Genomic DNA, 18858 nt, shown 5'->3' on the forward strand with positions numbered 1-18858 from the left:
ATGAAACCTACCTTCTTAATATGTGCACTGCTATGCGGTATTTCGCTTTATGCGCAGCCAAAATGGATCAACGAAAACCCTCAGTCAGAGTCTCAAATGTTTGACTACTTCGTGGGTGAGGGTTCTTCTCGTGACGAGGCGTTTTTAGATGCCCTGGAGGCGTTAGCCATACAGCGGGGACTTGTAGTAGCCGGCTTTTCTGTGGAGCAAAAGCGAGAAATCATCAACGAACAGGTCAATAGTGAGTTTAAACGCAGTGGTCAGGTCAAAGTAAAGAATAAAACCCTTCTCGTTTTTCCGGTGAAAAAATGGAATGATGGTCAATATTTCTACACCTTAATTGGTTCCCCTAAACGTGGAGAGCGTACAGATGGAGGAGTCATGTCTAAGGGGCATTTCATTTGGAGATCTTCGCTGGTGCCAGGTTGGGGGCAGTTTTACAATAAAGAACCCTCAAAAGGACTGTTTTTTAGTATTGGACAAGTAGGGCTGATCGCAGGTACTATATTCAGTTTTAGCCAATCAGGTGAGCAACGTGATCAGGCCAATCTGGCACTGATGCAAGGGGATCTGGCGCAATACAATTCATACGACAAAAACGCCAAAACCTGGAAGACCACCGGTACAATATTAGGCGTAGGTGCTGCAGCCCTCTGGATTATTAACATCGTAGATGCCACCGCGTCTGATAAGAATCTTTACGTTTTTGAAGGGTCAAAAAGTCGACTGCAGTGGGCTTTTACGGGGCATCAGGCAGGGTTGAAACTGATGTTTTAGTGATAAAGGCACAAGCTATGAAAAGTTGCTTTTTAATCATGCTGGTTTTATTGCTAAATGGCGGTGTAAGTATAGCTCAAAGCGTGGAAGCATGTGGCTATTACGGACACAATGCCAAATTTTCCAAGGAGCAAATATGCCCACAGTTAGGCTTTGAGAGTTCAGAAGACGCTGAAAAATCCATTCGGAAAATTCTAAATCAATTGGGATTGCAAATGAACTTCCTGGTGGTACAGTGCTCCAATATTAACAACGCATTTGCCGTAAATCTGGAAGGTGATATAGGTCATATTAGGTACATCATCTACGATGAAGGGTTTTTGGAGCGGATAGGAATGAAATCTCAGACGGACTGGGCATCAGTAAGTATTTTGGCACATGAGATAGGCCATCATCTCAACGCCCATACACTGGATGGGGTAGGTAGCAGACCTGAGAAAGAGCTGGACGCAGACGAGTTTTCCGGGTTTGCGCTCAATAGGCTGGGAGCCACTCTGGAAGAAGCGCAAGCCGCCATGCAAAATGCCGGGGGAGAGAAAGCTTCCAAGACTCATCCGGCTCGAAGTGACAGACTTAATGCCATAGCCCACGGCTGGACTAATGCGGCCTCACTAAGTAAAAAATACATTGACCTCAGTCGCAACCTCGACTATACGTCCTATGCTAAAATGTGGTTTGAGAAGGCTCGAGCTATCAGAGGCGTTTCTGAGGGGGATCATATCAATCGCGTGGCCTACTATGGCAAGGCCACTGAATACAAACCCGACTATACCGCTGCGTATCGCAACAAGGCCAAGTATCTCAACGAGCTTGGTCTCTACAAGAAAGCGCTGATTGAAGCCAATAGTGCCATTTCATTGGATAAAAATTACTGGAATGCTTACACGGAAAAGGCTCGGGCTTATTTCGGTATGGAAGACTATCAGGAGGCAGTAAAATACTACTCTATTGCTATAGAAAACAGGGAGCCTCAGCGAGCAGGAGACTATGCAGCCAGAGCCTTTTCCTACCTGGCCATGGGTGACCGTACTAATGCGATTGCTGATTTGGAGGAAGCACTCAATCTCAGACCTCAGTGGTCTATAATCCAACAGAAACTAACCGAACTAAAAAGATAAGAAAGGAATACTATGTTAATTAATCAGAAATTTATCCACATGGAAGCATTCGTTCTTATGCTTCTGTTGTCTTTAATCATTTTTGCTTGTCAAGATGAAGAGACCGTCTTGAGTGGGGCTTTGGAAGGTACTGTGACCAATGCACTTTCTTCTGGATCTGGAGAACCTGTGGCACAGGCTGTGGTCACGTTGGTGGGTGCGAAATCCGAGTCCAAAACTACGGGTACAGACGGCCGCTTTCTTTTTGAAAACCTCACAATTGGGGACTATAAAGTGGCAGTGAGTCATCCTGATTTTGAGCCTGCTGAGTCCGGGGACATTACAGTGCGAAGTTTGGATCAGTCCTCGGTAGATATTTCACTTACACCAAAGCCTGCTATCACGGTAAGTCCATCCAGTTTGGATTTTGGTGAGTCCAAAAAAGAAATATCACTCTCTTTTAAAAACGTGATCTCTACTGAGATTAGCTATCAGATAGAAGCCCCCAGTAGCTGGATCACAACAGGCAAGTCATCAGGCACCCTTCAGTCTCAAAACAGTGCAAACATCCTGGTGTCTGTAGACAGGTCAAAGATGGAACTTGGCCTCAATGAAGCCACACTGACGGTAAATGTTGCCAATAGAGCATCGGTGGATTTAGTAGTCACTGCTTTGAACAACCCTGAAACCCCATTGGAAATTTCTCCAACTCAACTTGACTTTGGCTCCGATGAAGATGAGAAATCCCTCATTTTGAAAAACACGATAAACTCGGCGGTTTCCTATGAAGTGACCAAAACGGAAAACTGGATCAAGATAAGTAAATCTACCGGTACTGTAAATGGTCTCAATCAAGACAATCTTTCTGTGACTGTGGATAAGACTGGGCTTGAAGAAGGTGACTACAGTGGGGCTGTAATTATTAATATCCCGGGTAGTGGGGCTATTACTGTTCAGGTGTTGATGACCAAAGCACCTTTAGAATCCATGGAAATAAATCCAGATGAAATCGATTTCGGTACAGGGGATAATTCCAAGGAGGTTTCGCTGAGCAACCCTAATTCTGCAGACATCACGTACGCTGTAGAAATTTCTGCGGACTGGCTGAGCGTAAATAAGACAAGTGGCACGCTCACTGGGAAAAATCAAACCTCCTTCACTTTCACTGTTGATCGCTCCAAACTGTCCATCGGAAGCAATCAGACTTCAGTTTCTTTCAAGTCTCAAACTGCTGGTGTGGCAGTACTAGGAGTGCTTGCAGAGAAAGTGGATGCTTCAGGAGCCTTTATTGTGATTGACCAAACGACCATGAATTTTGGAGAAGAAACTACATCGCTTGATTTGAATATTCAAAATACCGGATCTGCTAGTCTGGCCTGGAGTGCCAACATAGCCATAGATGCCGGTGAGTCCTGGCTCTCACTCAGTGCGGCTGAGGGGAATGTTGCGGCTTCTGAGTCAGAGGTGATCCAGGTTTTTGTGAACAGAGCTGGTCTGGTCAACGGTGACTACAGCGCCAAGCTTCAGTTTTCGGGAAATGGAGGTGATGATGAGGTGCAAGTAATTATGACCGTGAATGAGTCCGGCTCTGGAGGTGGAGGAAATGAGGATGATGATAATGATGGTGTAGTGAATTCAGTAGATGCTGATGACGACAATGATGGACTGATAGAAATATTCACGATTGAAGACCTGGATGCGATCCGAAATGACTTAGATGCTGATGGAAGTTCGCTGGCAGGGGCACCCGATGGGGGCTTTACAGGCTATGAGCTGGTGCGTGACCTCAACTTCGAGGATTCGGATAGTTACAAAGATGCCTCCAAAAAGTCATCTTATACTTCTGGAAGTGGATGGGAACCTATAGGTCTGTCTAATGGTGATTTCAATGCTGAGTTTGAGGGAAATGGGTTTACGATTTCAAACTTATCGATCAATCGTACTTCGTCTAATTCTGCTTTGTTTGCGTCCACTACTTTCCGCTCGGAAATTCGCAACATAAATGTCACCATTAAATTTCTCTCTGGGTACCGCAATACAGCAGGGTTGATAGGACACAATCGTGGGGATGTTCTCAACTGCTCTGTTACTGGTAATGCCAGTTCCACTGATTACGCTCTGGGTTTACTCGTAGGGGTACATGAAAAAGGTGAGATTAGTGGCTGTTACTCCTCAGGGGTTGTAGATTCTGATGGATATGGAGTAGGTGGTTTGATAGGCTATCTCGGAACTAGAAGTAGTGATGAGTGGAAAGTAGAGTATTCATACTCCACGGCCAAGGTTTCGGGAGCCAGGCACACAGGAGGATTGATAGGTTATCGGTATACCGGTTCAGGGGTTGTAGAGTCATGTTATGCCAAAGGCAATGTGGAGTCCACCTCTCAAGATGTAGGGGGGCTGATCGGTAGCTTCAGTGGAGGTGAGATACTTTCGTGCTATGCTACAGGTGATGTGTCAGCTGAGAGTTATTATGTGGGAGGTCTCGTTGGTAATAATGCAGGTACCATAAATACATCCTATGCTATTGGTGCAGTAGAGGGTAGTTCAAGTGTTGGAGGTCTTGTAGGAAGAAACTCTGGAAGCGTATCCTCCACTAACTACTGGGACATGGATGCCAGCGGCGTAGATACTTCGGCAGGAGATGCTACCGGACAGACTACTACCACTCTTCAAGGTGTCACTTCCAATACAAGCATCTATACCACCTGGAGTAGTGAAGCGTGGGACTTTGGAAATGCCAGTCAATACCCGGCACTGAAAGATATGCCTAACGGAGTAGATGCTCAGCGGTGATGAATCGATTTTATTACTATATCGTCTGTTTACTGCTTTGGGGCTTGTGGGGCTGTGGAGAATTGGGTCTCGACCTTTCAGAGGAGGGTGAGGAAGGTACTGTGGAGGTGTCCATTTCTGGCCTTGTGATTGAGGCTTTGGAAATTCCTGTGGGTGTTCCTCATGCGGAGGTTGTGGTCGATGGTTACCATACTACGGCGGATGAAGAAGGCTTTTATTCGTTTACAATACCTGTTTTGGCTGCTGAGTTAGGTAGCTATGATTTTGAGGTATCGGCAAGAGATTTTCAGACCAATGCTTTCCGCCACGATGTTACGGACAAGCAGATAAGTGTGGATGTGGCGTTGGAGCGATTGCGAACGATAGCCATTTCTACATCATCCATAGATATGGGCTTTTTCGAAAGTGAGGTTGCTGTGAGACTGGAAAACAATACTTCGTTTGATGCGGAATTTAATCTGTCTACAGACGATCCCAACCTCACCATCAGTCCCCAGACTGGAGTGATAAGTGCATCTCATGCCACTCATGATTTTGTGGATGTGATTGTATCGGTAGATCGGACAGTTTTTACTTCGGGGGTAAAGCGCTCCCTCATTCACGCGAGTATTGGCAATCGAAAGCATGAGATCACACTGAAGTACAACACTCAAAACCCTGATGATCTGAACTGGGTGGATGAGGATCATGACAGGCTGATTGATATTCGAACCATCGATGACCTTTATCGCATGAGTATCGAGCATCATCGAGATACTTTCGATGCGTTTGTAGGTTTTGAATTGGTTACGAACCTGGATTTTGAAGCCGATACGAGTTATCGCAATCTTGCATTGAAGGAGCAACTGAGTGCTGTGGGTGGTTGGATTCCGATTGGAGCCCATCAAAAAAAGGATTTTCCTAAAAAATTTGTAGGTAATGGCCACTACATCCGCCATCTAAGCATAGAGAGTCAGGCCGATTACGTGGGTCTTTTTGCTTATACGGCGGAGAGTGCTTCCATTGAGGATGTGGCTCTTCTTGATGTTTCCATATCGGGAGATTCGTATGTAGGGGGCCTGGTTGGTGCCAGCAAGGGGCGGATCTACGGCTGCTCTGTTTCGGGTACGGTATCGGGCTCGTCCAGCGTAGGTGTTTTATTAGGATGGCAGATAAATGGAACTGTGGAGCAGTCGTTTAGCGAAGGGTTATCAAAAGCCAGTGGCAATCAGGTGGGTGGCTTGATAGGCCTTTTAGGCTATAGAAGTTCCGACAGACCTTACGTGCTAAACAGCTTCTCAACCGCCACCGTGCGCGGTGTGAGCGATGTGGGAGGGCTGATAGGAGCTCGCTATTCCGGTTACCCTCGCGTGCTTTCTTGTTACGCTACCGGTCGGGTAATAGCCAATGGTCAATCTGTTGGTGGATTGATAGGGGCATTCTCCGGAGAGCTATCCAACTGCTATGCTACCGGGGCAGTGGAATCTAACTCCTACTATGTAGGCGGTTTGATTGGAGATAACTCCGGTACAGTAGTTAGCTCTTATGCTATTGGTACCGTATCTGGAGCTAGTAAAACCGGAGGTCTACTTGGACGCAATAGTGGCTCGGTGACAGGCACCAATTATTGGGACGTGACCAGCAGTGGCATGGATTCATCATACGGAGGTGTGGGCTATCCCACACAAACCCTTAAAGGTGTCACTTCTGATGTGAGCATATACCTCACCTGGGACGAAACCTCATGGGACTTTGGTGATGCCAATGTCTATCCTGCCCTCAAAAACATGCCTGTTGGCCTGGATGTCCAATGGGATCGAATGATGAATAATAATTGACACCACACTCTATAGACTATGAGAGCGACTCTTTTTTTATTGATTCTATTGCTTGCTGCCAGTGAGATATTTGCAGGTAAGTTTATGTTTGGGAAAGATGAAACCATTCGCACGATTCAGAAAATTGATCTTCCCGAATCAGACAGTGGGCCCTTATTTCTGGCTTATAAAACCACTACACAATACCTCCTGCTAGGTGTGTATCTATCAGATGATGGTTATGTGTTGCAAAATGACGAGGGCTCTTATATTCCATTGAGAGAGGAGGAGCTAGCCGAACTCCAGGCAGCCGGAGTGCTATCAGACCCTTTGCCGGCATACAGTATTCCCTTTATGGATTGGGTTTGGGGCTACTCGCTGTGGGTTTTCCTGATTGTTTTTGGCCTCTATCAAATTGTTCAGAATAAACTCAAAAGTCAGCGGAAGACGTCATAGGATCTTTATGATCATTTATTTCTAATGGATGAAAGGTTCATAAATCTTTCAGATATACAAAATCCAGGGTATCACTTAAAAACGAAAGGATGAAAAAAGCAATTATTATAGTATTCACCATGCTAATTTCCAGTGTTTCCATTTCAAACCCAATAGGAACGCTTGGTCGGTATTTTGAAACCTACAATATCGAGTTTGAAAATAAGTTTCTTGCTGACTTTTCAGCCAATACCCTGAATGATAAAATAGTGTATTTCAAAAGCGGTGGCTATGGGGTGAGGTTGAACAATAACCACTCCTTCGTAAGAGCTATTAAGAAAAATCAAAAGAGGATTGATGCACTGTGGCATATCAAAGAGCAGGAGCCATCTTCAAAAGCTTTTTTTGATAATCTCAAAATGCTGCTGAGCGAAAAAGGTAGAAACAAATTGCTCAGAGGGTTCCGGAATTATAACGATCAAAAAAGCCAGTTTCAAAGAATTGAGATTGTAAAGGAACTGGAGAAACAAGGCGTTCTTACTGCCTTAAACGCTTGGTCAGAGGAAATCAGAAGAAAGAGCCTTGTCACAATCACACCGAAAAAAGTCCCGCAGTATGATTTCAATAGTGAAACATTCACTTTTAATGTAAGACTGCCTAAGAAGAGGAGCTGCCGCTACACAGCTAATGTATCCAAGGATAAAGCTGCTGAATTGGGGAGTTCTTGGACTATCTATTGGGAGGCCGTCTACTATATCGGTGATGATGACAATCCGTCAAATGTGGAAATCTATTTCGGGGCATATCCGCCTTCTGAGCCAGTAGCGTCGTTCTCCATAGAATCTTGTGATTAAAAGCTAAGTGCTCATGAAAACGTGGTTTCTTTTCATATTGGTTTGCAGCTATTCATTCAATCTGGTTGCGCAGAAATGTGATGAATTTGCTCAACTCTACGAAACGGTCATTCGTGAATTTCCTGAAGTGTCTTATGATCACCCTACAAAAGATAGGAAACTTTTTGACCGAATATCCTATAACCTGATTTCTGATAAATACTTCACCCAAATTAGTAAAAAGAGTTTTGTGGACTTTAGTGAGAAGGAAGTTGAGAGGCTCAAAAAGAAGTTATTTAAGTGCGCAGATGTCAACGGATGTTGGCAGCTAAGAGACTATTTATATCAGGTTTTCCTATCATCAAACCTTAGTGAAGTGAAAAGCAGAGTGTCGAAAGCGCAAACTCAAAGGAGTAAGCTCAGTAACATTAAAACTGAACTGAAAAGTAGCTTGAGTTTGGAAGCACTCATGAAAGTGGAAAAGTCAATTAAAACTGAGTTTGGCTTACTTACTACTGTCGAGTTAAATGGAATACTTGATTTAATCAGTTCCAAAAAAGAAGCGGCGGCAGATAAGGATTTGATCCTGAAAAAAGACCAGGTCACAGGTTTACCAAATACCTTCAAAACGTTAGCAGAGCTGGACAACTTTAAGCATAACAATAGCCAGATTTATAGATTTGCTAGTTCGACCGTAAAGTCCGAAATGAAGGCTTTAATTGAAAACAAGCGGCAGGACGTACTTGAAAGCCTCGCAGTAATAGAAGTAAAAAGTCTGGAAAAAACCCGCTTCGAGATTTCCGAGATAGAAGAGGTAAACCGTGCCTTTGAAGAGCTTAAAAAGAAGTACCGAAAATACGAGGATTACAGCTCTGTTAAATCGATTTATGAATACTATAAAGAGAAGAAAACATACTTTGTATCCATCAGCGCGTATGATATAGCACAAAAGGCTGAGAAATATTATACTGTGGCAGAATTGGATGCACTTCGAGGAAAATTCCTTTCTAATACTAAGTCAGTTCCCAATATTGAAAAGCTAGATGATTTTATTCAATCAAGGATAGCGCGTATTGAAAAATACCTCCGAGAAGAGGAGGAAAAGCGAAGGAGAGAGGAACTCGTACGAGTCAATTTGATCAAAGAAAAGAAAGCTGAGATTGCTCAAAGAAGAAAAGACCTCAAAATCAAGTACGAATCAAGCCTGCCCACCATCGAGGATATTTTTGATATCATGAGACTCGGATCTGATATCAAGGATAGATACTACACTGAGGATGGTAAGAAGTTCATTCGAAGAGTTGAAAATCTAGGTTACATGCAAGTGGGAGATGATCTATACTCCGACATTAATACATTCCGCAATAGTAGAGGATGGGAAATTTACACGGTGAGGTTGGATGATGAACGAAATAATCAATACGCAGTAAGCGGAAATTTTAAAGTTAAAAATGCTCCACGAGATATAATCGAACTATATATGCTCGAACTCACGACTGAATACAGGAAAAGTACAAGCCCTTACATAGAACCTTGGGAAGGAGGAGAGTTAAAAGCAGAATCAGGGAGCTATGTCAAGAGTGGAACGACATTTTATAAGATCGACTTGGAAGGTGGTGATCTACGGGTGACCGCCCTGGATAACCTGGACGCAAAGGGGGTTGTGGTTGCAGAAAAAATTGGAGATCATCTGCTCAAGATTACACCTTGGACAAATTATACTCACATAAGCCTCAAGAAAGGGGACGAAATTAATTTGAGCGCAAATGGATCAATTACTTTAGGAGTTTTTTCCGTTCCATGTTACCCAAATGGTATTTCTGGTTTTCGAACGCACAATGTGGATGGCAGATACAACCACGGCTGTTTGATTGGTAAAATTGGTGATGGAGACTGGTTTTATGTTGGTACTCAGGAGACCATCGCCGCAGATAGGGACGGACTTCTTCAGCTCAGAATCAACGACAATAAAGAGTCAGACAATGACGGCCATTTTGAGGTGAGGTATTCATTCAAATAATCAGCTCTATACTCATGAATTTAAGTAACTAATTTTCACCGCTTACGAACTTCCCGGCTTTTGAGGCTGGGAAGTCTTTTTTTAGATATTCAATCAAGGAATCCACTTGATATCCTTAAAGTCAGGCTTGCGCTTTTCGAGGAAGGCATTACGACCCTCTTTGGCCTCATCGGTCATGTAGGCTAAGCGTGTGGCTTCACCGGCAAATACCTGCTGACCTACCATGCCATCGTCGGTAAGGTTGAAGGCAAATTTGAGCATCTTGATGGAAGTAGGGGACTTTTCCAGAATCTCCAGAGCCCACTGATAGGCTGTGTCTTCTAACTCATCGTGTGGAATCACATCGTTGATCATGCCCATGTCATAGGCCTCCTGAGCGGAGTAGTTTCTGCCGAGGAAGAAAATCTCACGAGCCCTCTTTTGGCCCACCATTTTTGCCAAATAAGCTGATCCATAGCCACCATCAAAGCTGGTGACGTCCGCATCCGTTTGCTTAAAAATGGCGTGCTCCTTGCTGGCCAGTGTCAGATCACACACCACATGTAGTGAGTGGCCACCACCTACAGCCCATCCGGGCACCACAGCAATCACCACTTTAGGCATAAAGCGAATCAGGCGCTGTACCTCCAGGATATTGAGACGTGGCATGCCGTCATCATCTACATAGCCCTGATGGCCTCTGGCACGCTGATCACCACCTGAGCAAAATGCCCAGCCACCGTCTTTGGACGATGGACCTTCACCGGAAAGCAAGACCACACCGATAGACGTATCTTCTCGTGCATCCAAAAATGCCTGGTAGAGTTCGGCTACCGTCTTGGGGCGAAACGCATTGCGCACTTCAGGGCGATTGAATGCGATTCGGGCTACACTGCCGCATTTTTTATAGGTGATGTCTTCGTATTCCTTTACGGTGGTCCAATTGGGCTTGTTCATGATGATCTTTTATTAATGTCAGCGCAAATATGTATAAACTCAAAATAAATCCATTTCCCTCTCTTAAATGTTCCTGTTATAACTTCGCATCATGAATTATTTTGTGACGGCTATAGATACAGACAGTGGCAAGACTTTGGTGAGTGCCATTCTTACAGAAATGCTGAAAGCAGATTATTGGAAACCGGTGCAATCTGGTGAGCCCAGAGATACGGAAACCGTCCAAAGTCTGGTAGCTAATGATCAAAGTAACTTTTACAAAGAAGCATACCTGCTCAAGACGCCTGCTTCTCCTCATGCTTCTGCCGCTATTGATGGGGTACACATCGATTTGGATCAAATCGTACCGCCGGTGAGCAACAGAGATCTGGTGGTAGAAGGCGCCGGAGGGGTACTCGTTCCGCTCAATGATGACGATGTGGTGGCGGATATCATTCCGCGGGTTGCAGCCGAAGTGGTGCTGGTGTCTAACCTGTACCTGGGCAGTATCAACCATACGCTCCTCACCTGTGAGTACTTAAAAGCGAAAGGCTATCCGGTGAAAGGCATCATATTCAATGGGAAGTCTAACCCAGAGAGTGAGCGCATCATCTTACTTAAATCGGGCTACCGACAGCTGCTCAAAATAGAGCGAGAAGAAGAAATCACGAAAGAAGTCGTAAAAAAATACGCTGAACAACTACGCAAATGCTGGGACTAACAAATCTGGAAAAGGCTGATCAAAAAAATATATGGCATCCATTTTCGCCGCTGGCGGGCAACAAGCCCATACCGGTAAAAAAGGCAAAAGGGGTCTACATCCACACCCACGATGGGCGCAAGATCATCGATTCGATCTCTTCGTGGTGGGTGAATATCCATGGACATAGTCACCCTAAAATCAACAAGGCCATCAGCCGGCAGGCAGCGAAAGTAGAGCAGGTGATCTTTGCGGGATTCACTCACCGGCCGGCCATCGACTTGTCAAAAACCTTGCTCAAGCTGTTGCCCAAAAGCATCTCCAAAGTGTTTTTTAGTGACAATGGCAGTACCTCTGTAGAGGTAGCCATAAAACTGGCCATCCAGTACTGGCACAATGAGGGCAAGCCGAGGCGCAAGATCATAGCGCTGGAAGGGGCCTATCATGGCGATACTTTCGGGAGTATGTCTGTGGCAGAGCGCAATATTTTCTCTGCACCATTCAATGACTTTCTATTCGAAGTAGAGTTTTTGCCTTTTCCATCAGGTGATGGAAAAGCAGCGATCGAGCGTATGCAAGAAATCGTAAACGATGATACGGCAGCTTTCATTTTCGAGCCACTTGTACAAGGGGCTGCTGGCATGCAGATGTACCAGCCAGAGGTTTTGGATGAGCTTTTGCGTATAGCCAAATCCAAAGACGTGATCTGTATCGCTGATGAAGTGATGACTGGCTTTGGACGTACGGGTAAGATGTTTGCCTGCGATTATTTGAAAGAAGAGCCAGACCTTTTTTGCCTCTCGAAAGGCATCACTGGAGGGTACCTGCCCATGGGCGTTACTGCCGTGAATGAGCGCCTGGTCAAGGCTTTTGATGTGGAAGATCGGCTCAAAGCATTTTTTCATGGCCACTCGTATACGGCCAACCCGCTCGCCTGTGCGGCGGCCAATGCCAGCATGAAGCTGCTGCTTGGTAAGAAGTGTCAGCAACATATCCAGCGCATCAGCCAGGCGCATGCAGCTTTTGTGGAGCGCTTTCAGCCCACTGCGGAAGTGAAGGAAGTACGCCACAGAGGTACCATACTGGCGATTGAACTACATGCGGATGACGCGGGCTATACCAGTAGCCTAAAGGAAGCTATATATGACTTTTTTATGGCCAAAGATATGCTCCTGAGACCTCTGGGTAACGTGATCTACCTGATCCCTCCATACATCATCACCAACGACGAGCTGGAGAAAATGTATGCAGCCATCGAAGAATTTTTGGCTACCCGACAGTAGAAATGATCACTCCAATAGCTCTCTAAACTGTGTGAGTGCTGCGGTGTTGCCGATCACGGTGATCACATCGCCTTTGAGTAGGTGCGTGTCTCCGTGAGGGATGAAGATTTCACTACCCCTGCGCTGCATTACCAGCGACCCTGTAGGTGGAAAGGCAATCTCTTTGACCAGCTTGCGGTGGATGTCGGAGCGCTTGATGTGTATTTCTTCTACGCGGTACATGCCAAAGCTTTCGGCCAATGCCGTAACAGAGTCTGGGCGCACGATCATGTCTTCCACATACTTGGCCGTGATTTCATCAATGTCTACAAACTTTAGATTGGAGTCCGCATTGATGATGTCGTGCGTCATCGACTGTTTCTTGGTAATCACCTTGTGGTGATTTAGTTCTTCTTTCAGGTGGCGTGTGAGTTCCTGGTTGAGCGCCCGGTTTTCAGTAAGGACGATGACCATGTCTCCCGTACGTATGTCCAGCTTGTCTAGTGTCTCCGTGCTCAGGTGATCCACAGCTTTAAACTTGATGCTCTTGCGCTCAAACTCTGGAATGATGTCTTTGTTTTGGAGGACCGTAAGGCAGGAGATGCCGTGCATTTTGATGCGCTCCGCCAATAGCAGGCTGGAGCGGTTGCCACCGAAAATGTAGATGCCGTAGTGCGCCTCACCCTCGCTGGAAAATATCTTGTAAATGAGCGGTGAGATCAGGCTAATGAGGATTGCTGCTGTGACGATGGACGCATTGTCGGCAGGTGAGATCACCTCCAGTGAAAGGCCGATCTGTGCCGCTGCGATGGTCAGACCCATGCGTGCGCAGAGCAGCACACCTCCAGCAAAGGCTCTTTTGATACCAAATACCCGGGAAAGGATCAGTGCAGGTAGGATTTGCGTTACCGAAAAGCCAACAATCAGTGTGAGAATCAGTGGAATAGAGTCCTGAAACTGAGCCAGAGAGGACAGGTCCAGCTTTACACCTACCATGATAAAGAAAATCGGGATGAAAAAGCCGTAGCTCATGCCATCCAGCTTGAAGAGCAGGGCAGAGCGCTCCTTATTGACGAATAGTGCCATCAGGGTGCCGGCAAAGAAGGCTCCCATGACCAGCTCGGTGTTGATCCAATGCGCCACGATCACGAACAGGAGCAAGAGGGCTACAGTACCTCTTACGCGTATCTGGCTGGCAGCATGCTCTAGTCTATACAACAGGTGCTGAAAAGTCCGCACACGCATCATGCGTTTGCCCACGATGTAGGTCACCACAAACACCGCAAAGATCACTGTAAACAACAGGAGCTCTACCTGAAAACCATTTTTCAACACACCAGAGTATACCGAAATGAGGATAATACTCATGATGGTAGCTATGGCACCTTCCATCAGCATGATCTGTCCAAACTTTCGTGAAAGTTCACCTTCTGCCTTGAGTATAGGGACTGTGATGCTGAGTGCCACTGTAGGTAGTAGGATGGTAAGAAATACCACGTCTATTTCTATAAACTGTGCCACCAACCAGGCGAAGGGTAGCGACAGAAACAACGAGCCGAAATATATGATGAGGGCTACCAGTAGCGAGTTGCTCACTACATCTACCATGCGGATTTTTCCTCTTGGTAGTGATGAGAGCATTTTACTCACATCGATCTCTAGTCCCGCCAGGAAGATCAAAAACAGAAACCCTGTTTTAGCCAGAAAATCCATGTATGGAGTGTCAGGGATCAGGTCAAAAACGAACGGCCCCATGATCACTCCCATGATGATCTCCACAATTACCGCTGGCACCTTAGAGACCTCTAGCCAAGAGAGGACTAACGGTACGATCCAGGCAATAATGAAAATGATGAAAAGTGGCCAATAATTAATGGTGTCCATAGAGTAGCTAAGTTGGTTGGAACTTAAAGGTTGAAACTTGAAAGATATTCATTACAACCTGAACATCAAAATTGGCGGCTTTTCTGATCTTAGGCGGCTGTCAGCTTCATGTCGTAAGTATTGGTGCCGAGCTTATACAGGTGCGAAAAGTGACTTCTCACCGCGCTGAAAAACGTTCTGTGCTGGTGGTAGGGGATGTTATATTCCTCTGCAGTAGCTTTTACGATTTTCGATAGCTGTCGGTAGTGGATATGACAAATGTTAGGGAAGAGGTGATGCTCTATCTGGTAGTTGAGACCACCTACAAACCATGAGAAGATTCGGCTATTGCCTGCAAAATTGGCGGTAGTGAGTAGCTGGTGAATGGCCCAGTTGTTTTCTACACTACCAAACTCGTCTGGTTCGTAAAAGTTGGTTTCATTAATAACATGCGCCGGCTGAAAGATCAGTGCCAAGAACAAGCCACAGATAAAGTGCATGGCCAAAAAGCCAAGAACAATTTGCCACCAGGGCAAACTCACCACAATCAGAGGTAGCACAAGAAATAGTACCACGTACCAGGCTTTGTTAAAGCTAACTTCTAGCATGGCCTTTCGAAACGTCAGGCCCTGGCCTGCCAGGAGGTCTTTTTTCTTGTAGCGTACTACCTGCTCAAAGTCTTTACTTACCAACCAGTAGAGGGTCATCAAACCATACAAAAACGGTGCATAGATCACCTGAAACTTGAAATAAGAGCGGTGCTCCTGATTGGGCGAAAAACGCATGATGCCTTCTTTGGCAATGTCTTCGTCGTGTCCATCCACATTGGTGTAGGAGTGGTGGAGTACGTTGTGCTGAATCTTCCAGTTTTGGTGGTAGGCTCCCAGAAAGTTTACCAGATAGCCCAGGAAGTTGTTGACGTGTTTGTTTTTGCTGTAAGCGCCATGATTGGCGTCATGCATGATGCTCAGTCCTATGCCTGACATGCCGATGCCCATCAGTACCCATAAACCCAAAACGCTCCAGGTGCCAGTCACAGTGCCTGTGACCATCAGTACAAATGGGGTGAAATACAATGCAATCATGAAAACTGTTTTCAGCTTCATGTTGAGGTTTGCATATTTAGAAATGTTATTGTCGCGGAAGTGCGCATTCACACGTGATCGTAGTTCTCTAAAAAATTCAGGTTGATCTTGTGTGTTAAATTTAACTGCTGCTTTATTCATGAAAGGGGGAAATCGTAATTGACCCCAAGATACTGCGAAAATGCTCCCCCACAGTCCTTTATTTTATTTATCTGTGGCTAGCAGCCGACGGTGATAGTTGATCTGGCCCAGATGGTAGTTGAGATGTCCTTGTAAATGAATGAGAAAAAAATCGGTTTTTATAGGCGCTCCAAACACTTCCAGCGGGTAGTCGGCAGCCAGTTGTTGTTCATCCAGTTGCGCTAGAGTTTGAGTGAGCAGGTCTTTTAGGTCGGTAATGTCGCGGAGTAGTGAGGTGACTGGTTTTGGCGCATTGGTAAACTCTTCTTCGCGGTTGCGAACATATCCCGTGTTGCCCAAAATGGCACCTACAAAGTGGTTTAGGTTGCCGATGAGGTGTTTGGCCAGTACTCCTGCACTGTTGGAGGTGCCGGGGGCTACTTTCCAAATCTGTTCTTCGGAGGTGTAGTTTTCTAGTTCTGTAGCAAGGCGATCCAGGTCGCGGACAAAAAGCTGGGCAAGGTGTTGGGTCATGACATCAGTGATTGGTAAGTAGGGGATGCCCCAGAGCAGGTCTTTGGGGCATCCCGTAAAATATTATCCGATGGCTTCTTCCAGATCTCTGAGCAGGTCGTCTACATCTTCGATACCTACTGATAGTCGGATGAGCGAGTCGGTAAGTCCGGCTTCCAGTCTTTGCTCTCTGGGAATGCTCGCATGTGTCATGCTGGCTGGGTGACCGGCTAGTGACTCTACTCCTCCCAGTGATTCGGCCAGGCTAAAGACTCTTAGTTTTTCCAACAGTCTAAATGCCGCATCCTGGCTGTCGTCTTTCAGTGCGAAGGACAGCATGCCGCCAAATTTTTTCATTTGCTTTTTCGCCACGTCATGATTGGGGTGATCCGAAAATCCTGGCCAGAAGACGTTTTTCACTTTGTCGTGATCGCGCAGGTAGTGGGCAATTTTCTCCCCATTGTCACAGTGGCGATCCATACGTACATGAAGGGTTTTGATCCCTCTGAGTACCAGGAAGCAGTCTTGAGGGCCTGGTACCGCTCCTGCTGAGTTTTGCATAAAGCCAATTTGCTCGTCTATGGTAGGGTCACTGGTGCCTACAAAGCCCATCACCACATCCGAGTGGCCAGAGATGTATTTGGTCACCGAGTGCATCACTATGTCTGCACCCAGCGCAATCGGGTTTTGCAGATAAGGGCTCGCAAACGTGTTGTCTACCACTGTTTTGGCATTCACACTTTTGGCAATGTCCACGATGGCTTCAATGTCCACGATGCTCATCATAGGGTTGGTAGGCGTCTCTACCCACACCAGTTTAGTGTTTTCATTTACTGCAGACTTTACAGCATCCAGGTCTTTCATGTCCACAAAGCGGAACTTGATGCCATATTTCGCATAGATTTTGGTGAACATCCGATAAGTGCCACCATAGAGGTCATTGGTACTCACGATCTCGTCGCCTGGCTCAAATAGCTTCAGGATCGCATCCGTAGCGCCCATTCCTGAGCTAAAGCATCGGCCAAACTTAGCACCTTCCAGTGCGGCAATATTCGCTTCTAGTGCGGTTCGGGTGGGGTTTTGAGTTCGCGCGTATTCATAGCCCTTGTGGTCTCCCGGAGATGCCTGCACAAAGGTGGACGTTTGGTAGATAGGAGTCATGATCGCTCCTGTGCTTGGGTCTGGCTCCTGGCCGGCATGTATGGCTTTCGTTCCGAATTTCATAGGTTAATTGTCTTCTGTTTTTGATTTGTGACGGTGGCAAAGATTAGAAGTTTAAAGCATTTGCCAAAGTCAGTATGCTATCATGCACACGCTTTTGCATAGAAATGGTTACCGTTGGTAAAAGAAAAACGCAGACTGGTGGATTTGTTTCTGCGATGCATCAAAACTTTACTATCTTCGAGTATCAGTTCTGGTGAGCAGATTTTTTGAGTTAATCAAACGGATTAGCATTTTTTGCGTATGCTTACTGGAGACACCACAATGTAGACAAGCCAAAGACGTTTTGAGGTATAGCAACACGCTGAACAGCAATGCTATAGCTATGAAGATAAACTGCAGAGTTGTTTTGTACATAGTGAATTAGGTTAACATTTGGTACACAATTTTGTAGTCGACATCCCGCCTCGTGCGGGATGTTTTTTTTAGAGGGTGGTTGATTATGGATCTAGCAGGTTTTATGTGGGCTTACCTAAGAAAGTTTAATTGTGGCTCATGGAGCCCGTCAGCAATACCATGGAAGCGTTTGGTAGCACTATGGTCATGAATTATTCGCTGATTTTTAGGATAAACTTGGCAAAAACGCGATGATTCGTTCTCTTAGTGCTCAGATTGAATTTTTACGATGACAATAGAGCGCGCAGAGCGGTTAAAGCACTTTTCTCCAGCCGCTGTAGGTGTTGTCACCTACAGCTATCCAATCCAGGACTGCCTGTGATACTGTTCCTCGATGCGACAATCTATCTACACCCACCTGTTGGTCACAAGACCAACATGGGCGGAGGGTGCAGCAGGCAAGGTGGCTCTGAGTAATGGTTTTGTCATCGGTAGTTGGCGGGCGGCTAGTCTCGAACTATAAGGCAAAAACCAAGAATCGAGCTGTGTGTCTATCTTTCGAGACTGGCCGTCCGCGACTGGCCGTCCGCCAGCTACCGATGACGTATTTTTCTACGCACTAACTGTAAGCTGGTATCCAAGCTTTTTGGCAGTTTTTTGCAGCCACCTTTCTTGCTGTAATTTTATTCTTTCCTCGTATGCCGCAATCCCTTTTTCGGTATATGCCAGTCCTTTTACCATTAGTTTCCAATATAGCACCGCTAGCTTCCTAGCTGTTGCTTTAACAGCAACTCCTGCTCCTTTCTTATTTTTTATCTTCCTACCAAAAGCTCCTAGTGCAATCTGCTTGCTCTCGATTAGGCTTTGGCTTAACTGACGGAATATTTGTCCTGCTTTAGGGTGTTGCTTTCTGTTTCGTGATTTATTCATTTTCCCCGACCTATGTTGACCTGGAGCTAATCCTAGCCAACTTGTAAAGTGCTTTTCCGTTGGCCATTTACTTAAATCACTCCCCGTTTCGCCATATATCTGCAGCCATCCATAATCGGTTATACCGGGAAGCACTGTTGCATCTTTATTGTCAAAGATTTT

15 protein-coding genes are annotated in these 18858 nt (G+C 45.7%); 9 read left to right on the top strand and 6 right to left on the bottom strand.

Annotated elements, in window-relative coordinates; all coding sequences use genetic code 11:
- From C7460_RS21615 to C7460_RS21645, 7 genes are all read left to right on the top strand, one after another.
- Positions 1-777 (top strand): DUF5683 domain-containing protein, encoded by a 777-nt coding sequence (locus tag C7460_RS21615; protein ID WP_115870231.1) that lies wholly within the window; start codon positions 1-3, stop codon positions 775-777.
- 17 nt (positions 778-794) lie between these two features.
- Positions 795-1895: a hypothetical protein gene (locus tag C7460_RS21620; RefSeq protein WP_147303046.1), complete on the top strand. Its 1101-nt coding sequence runs from the start codon at positions 795-797 to the stop codon at positions 1893-1895.
- 39 nt (positions 1896-1934) lie between these two features.
- A complete protein-coding gene (locus tag C7460_RS21625) occupies positions 1935-4667 on the top strand; it encodes a BACON domain-containing protein (protein ID WP_170148133.1) in 2733 nt (910 codons plus the stop codon).
- Positions 4667-6484 carry a GLUG motif-containing protein gene (locus C7460_RS21630; RefSeq protein WP_115870234.1) on the top strand — a complete coding sequence of 606 codons (1818 nt, stop codon included), beginning with the start codon at positions 4667-4669 and terminating at the stop codon, positions 6482-6484. The genes C7460_RS21625 and C7460_RS21630 overlap by 1 nt, the downstream gene beginning before the upstream one ends.
- An 18-nt stretch (positions 6485-6502) precedes the next feature.
- Positions 6503-6919 carry a hypothetical protein gene (locus C7460_RS21635; protein ID WP_115870235.1) on the top strand — a complete coding sequence of 139 codons (417 nt, stop codon included), beginning with the start codon at positions 6503-6505 and terminating at the stop codon, positions 6917-6919.
- 89 nt (positions 6920-7008) lie between these two features.
- The gene (locus tag C7460_RS21640) at positions 7009-7752 is read left to right on the top strand and encodes a hypothetical protein (protein ID WP_115870236.1); all 744 of its coding nucleotides are present in this window, start codon (positions 7009-7011) and stop codon (positions 7750-7752) included.
- 13 nt (positions 7753-7765) lie between these two features.
- Positions 7766-9751: a hypothetical protein gene (locus C7460_RS21645; RefSeq protein WP_115870237.1), complete on the top strand. Its 1986-nt coding sequence runs from the start codon at positions 7766-7768 to the stop codon at positions 9749-9751.
- A 93-nt stretch (positions 9752-9844) separates the two neighbouring features.
- On the opposite strand, the gene C7460_RS21650 is transcribed toward C7460_RS21645, so the two are convergent.
- Positions 9845-10687, bottom strand: coding sequence for a 1,4-dihydroxy-2-naphthoyl-CoA synthase (locus tag C7460_RS21650; protein ID WP_115870238.1), 843 nt, complete (start codon positions 10685-10687; stop codon positions 9845-9847).
- 91 nt (positions 10688-10778) lie between these two features.
- On the opposite strand from C7460_RS21650, the gene bioD reads away from it, so the two are divergent.
- Both bioD and bioA read left to right on the top strand, forming a co-directional pair.
- Positions 10779-11387 (top strand): dethiobiotin synthase, encoded by a 609-nt coding sequence (gene bioD / locus C7460_RS21655; RefSeq protein WP_115870239.1) that lies wholly within the window; start codon positions 10779-10781, stop codon positions 11385-11387.
- Entirely contained in the window at positions 11375-12649 is a 1275-nt protein-coding gene (bioA, locus tag C7460_RS21660) for an adenosylmethionine--8-amino-7-oxononanoate transaminase (RefSeq protein WP_115870240.1), read from the top strand. Before bioD ends, bioA begins: the two co-directional genes overlap by 13 nt.
- 6 nt (positions 12650-12655) lie before the next feature.
- Here bioA and C7460_RS21665 read toward each other — a convergent pair whose 3' ends face one another.
- The 5 genes from C7460_RS21665 to C7460_RS21685 all read right to left on the bottom strand — a co-directional run.
- Entirely contained in the window at positions 12656-14512 is a 1857-nt protein-coding gene (locus C7460_RS21665) for a cation:proton antiporter domain-containing protein (protein WP_115870241.1), read from the bottom strand.
- Between the two features lie 89 nt (positions 14513-14601).
- A complete protein-coding gene (locus tag C7460_RS21670) occupies positions 14602-15717 on the bottom strand; it encodes a fatty acid desaturase family protein (protein ID WP_115870242.1) in 1116 nt (371 codons plus the stop codon).
- 63 nt (positions 15718-15780) lie between these two features.
- Positions 15781-16230: a DUF1572 family protein gene (locus C7460_RS21675; protein ID WP_115870243.1), complete on the bottom strand. Its 450-nt coding sequence runs from the start codon at positions 16228-16230 to the stop codon at positions 15781-15783.
- A gap of 63 nt (positions 16231-16293) precedes the next feature.
- Positions 16294-17433, bottom strand: coding sequence for a cystathionine gamma-synthase (locus C7460_RS21680; protein WP_115870244.1), 1140 nt, complete (start codon positions 17431-17433; stop codon positions 16294-16296).
- 945 nt (positions 17434-18378) lie between these two features.
- A partial coding sequence (locus C7460_RS21685; protein ID WP_147303047.1) for a transposase occupies positions 18379-18858 on the bottom strand: 480 nt, incomplete at its 5' end.

Origin of the sequence: Marinoscillum furvescens DSM 4134, from assembly GCF_003386095.1 — a bacterium.
GTDB lineage: Bacteria > Bacteroidota > Bacteroidia > Cytophagales > Cyclobacteriaceae > Marinoscillum > Marinoscillum furvescens.